A 3,010-nucleotide genomic window follows, 5' to 3' on the forward strand; every position below is an offset into this window, starting at 1 on the left:
GAAGGCCATGTTCTCACCGCTGACGACGCGGAAGGGATGCGGTTCGAAACGCAGACCGTCGGTCGACGCGTAGATCGAGACGCGCTGGTCGGCGGTCGAACCGAACCGACCGTCGGAGTCACTCCGATCGAGGCAGTACTCGAGATCGGGGAGTCCCAACATCGGGGCGATCGAACGGCGGATCGCTTCGGGCGCCACGGCGTTCGCGTCGACATCGCGTCGATTGCCGCAGTAGAGGGCATACGGGAACGTCTCGAGGTGACGCACGTAGAGTTCGACGAGCCGCGGGACCGGCGCCATGGCGCAACCCAGCACGATGACGTTCTCGTGCGCTGCGGTTCGGATGCCGAGGTTTCGAGCGTCGGCCATCCCCACTGCGCCGTGCTCCCGGCGGACCTGACGTATCGCGCCGAAGTGGGCTCGGTAGCTGTCCAAAACCGCGCTCGATCGCTCCGAATCGGCACCGCCGACAGCGACGACCTCGAGCAGGTGATGCGGGTACGTCTGGTGAGACAGACAGGCCAACGTACGGGCCAGCACTTCGGGACGATCGTCGATCGTGATGACGATCGAGACCTCCGTCCGCGGCATCGGGCACAAGCGGGCATCGCGGGTACGTGGCCGGTAGTCGTTCGCAACTCCGGAAGGCGGAGCCACGTTCATCGCCACGGGCACGTTGGCGGGACGCGCCGGATGCGGCAGGGGCTCGGGGGGTGCCACCTGTGCCGCTGGGATGATCGCGGCGTATCGGACGCCGTCGCGGAGGTCGGGAGGGACCGTGAGGCGGCCTGAGCACGCCGCAGCGATGCTCATGGCGGCACCGTGTGCGACCGGTTCATCGACATGCGTGACGATGATCTGGTCGTTCGATCGCCAACGTTCGGTCATTCGATGGATGAAGACGGCCGTGAGTTCCGGATCGCGCCCGTCGATCACGATGGAGGGATTGGCGGGCTGGAGGAAGCCTCGACGATCGCCCGAACTCACCCGGAAGAGAGTACAGCGCGGGCTTGGACATCGGGAGCCCCGGCCTTTGTACGCTCCGGCCCTATGACTCGCTCTCGATGTGGTCTCCGCCGACTCGGTCAGCGCGTTCGTTCGGCGACCTTTCTGGTTCTCGATCGCACGGCCACGACGCAGCAGTGTTTCGCGCGTTGCCTCGGCGTTGTGATGCGCCGGTCGGGAGGCAACGCAGCCGTCATCTCGGAGGCGGTCGCGGGGTCCCGATCCAGGTCGACTCGCCGCACGGCTGAAATGATGATGTGGGCACGGGCGATCGAAGGACGCGGTCGGTTCCCGGCGTACTTTCCCGCAACCGGGGTGATCAAGACGCCGGAGGCGAGGGCTGCATCGGTGGTCGGGTTGAAACGACGTCTGGCTGCGAATCCGAGCGAGACAGGAACCCTCGCGAGCGCGGCTTTTCTCCTGGACGATGATCCCGTGTTCGAAGAGGCGCTGAAATTCGTCGAGCGTGACCTCCGAGACCGGCTCGTCCGCACCGCCGTCGCGCCCCAGAGCGGGCTTCCGGCGGAGCGATCCGCGCAGATCTCCGTACTCCGTGACGTCGTCGGCGAGCTCCGACGAGCCGGCCACCGCCCGTTCTTGGTCAGCGGCACCCTGCTCGGGTACGTGCGCAGCACCGAGCTGATGGCCCACGACTACGACATCGACCTGGGCGTCCTGCCCGGCGACGCCGATGCGGATGCCGTGGTCGCCGCCATCTCGGAGCTTCCGCGATACACCGTCGTCTCCCAGAAGCTGAAGGTCGTGGCGCGTTCCCCGTCGGGATTCAGCGCCGACATCTTCGTGCACTACGAGCGCGACGGTCTGCTGTGGCACGGAACCGACATCCACGAGTGGTGGAACACGCCCTTCGATCTCGAGTCCGGGGTCCTTCACGGCGTCGATGTCTGGATCCCGACGAACGCACGGCGGTACCTCGACGAGAACTACGGCACCTGGGAGCGCCCGATTGCGTTCTACAACTTCAGTTTCGATACGCCCAACCGGAGGTATCGCGAGAATGGCGATGCCCTCGCGTACCTCTATCGACGGTGCGTCCGCGCGATCGAGACCGACGATCGTTGGACGGCGGAGTCCGCGATCCGGGAGTTGCGCGACCAGTTCGACGTCGACCTGACCGATGAGGTCCAACCGACCCCCTTGCTGATGCCGTCGGGGCGTCGGTCGGAGTCGGAATGAAATTCGACACGAATTGGCCGTTCCGTCGTCCTCGCGTCATCGAGAGTTCGCCGAACCCGGCCACCGTGGACGAAGTGATACCGATGCAGCCTCGTCAGAGTTCGGACTCCGTGATCAGCGTCGTGGTTCCGTGCTACAACGTGGCCCCGTACGTCGACGATTGCTTCGAATCGATCACCGGACAGACCCACCGAGATCTCCAGATCATTGCGGTCGACGATGGCTCCACGGATGAGACGGGAGACCATCTCGCTCGATGGGCTGCGCGAGACGAGCGGATCACCTTGGTGACGCGGCCCAACGGCGGGTTGGGTGCGGCCCGAAATACCGGAGTCGCTGCCGCGCGCGGCGCGTTCCTTGCGTTCGTCGACAGCGATGACACCTTGCCTTCCGAAGCACTGGCGACGATGGTCGCCTCCGCCGACGTGACGGGATCCGACCTCGTGACCGGCGTCGTTCGGCGCTTCGACGCCAGCAGAAGTTGGAAGGTCGCACTGCATGTCGGGATGTTCACCCGCTACACGCCGACCACTCACATCTACGAACGACCCTCACTCGTGCGGGATCACATCGTCTGCGGGAAACTGTATCGACGCGACTTCTGGGAACGCGAACGGCTCAGCTTCCCGGAAGGTGTTCTGTTCGAGGACATTGAGGTCGCCACCCGAGCGCACTGTCTGGCACGGTCGGTCGACATTGTTCCCGAGACGATCTACATGTGGCGTGCCCGGCCGAGCGGTGACCCGTCGATCACCCAGGATCGGACCCGGCCGGGCGGGGTATCCGGCCGATTCGTTGCGCTGACGAC

General features: G+C 65.4%; 3 protein-coding genes. 2 read left to right on the forward strand and 1 reads right to left on the reverse strand.

The window, feature by feature from the left end; genetic code table 11:
* On the reverse strand, positions 1–987 hold a 987-nt coding region (locus tag WBV89_RS12335), incomplete at its 3' end, for a glycosyltransferase family 2 protein (RefSeq protein ID WP_423981649.1).
* Between the two features lie 270 nt (positions 988–1,257).
* Between WBV89_RS12335 and WBV89_RS12340 the strand changes: the two genes are divergently transcribed.
* Together WBV89_RS12340 and WBV89_RS12345 are read left to right on the forward strand one after the other, a co-directional pair.
* Complete coding sequence (locus WBV89_RS12340) at positions 1,258–2,202, forward strand: hypothetical protein (RefSeq protein WP_423981650.1); 945 nt, start codon at positions 1,258–1,260, stop codon at positions 2,200–2,202.
* Positions 2,203–2,285: 83 nt separating this feature from the next.
* Positions 2,286–3,010: glycosyltransferase family 2 protein (locus tag WBV89_RS12345; RefSeq protein WP_423981651.1), on the forward strand; the 725-nt coding region annotated here is incomplete at its 3' end.

The organism is Ilumatobacter sp. (assembly GCF_049588435.1).
GTDB lineage: Bacteria > Actinomycetota > Acidimicrobiia > Acidimicrobiales > Ilumatobacteraceae > Ilumatobacter_A.

Excerpts from the sequence above, each read along its gene's own strand:
- WBV89_RS12340 (WP_423981650.1), top strand. The coding sequence starts at position 1,258 with ATGATGTGGGCACGGGCGATCGAAGGACGCGGTCGGTTCCCGGCGTAC.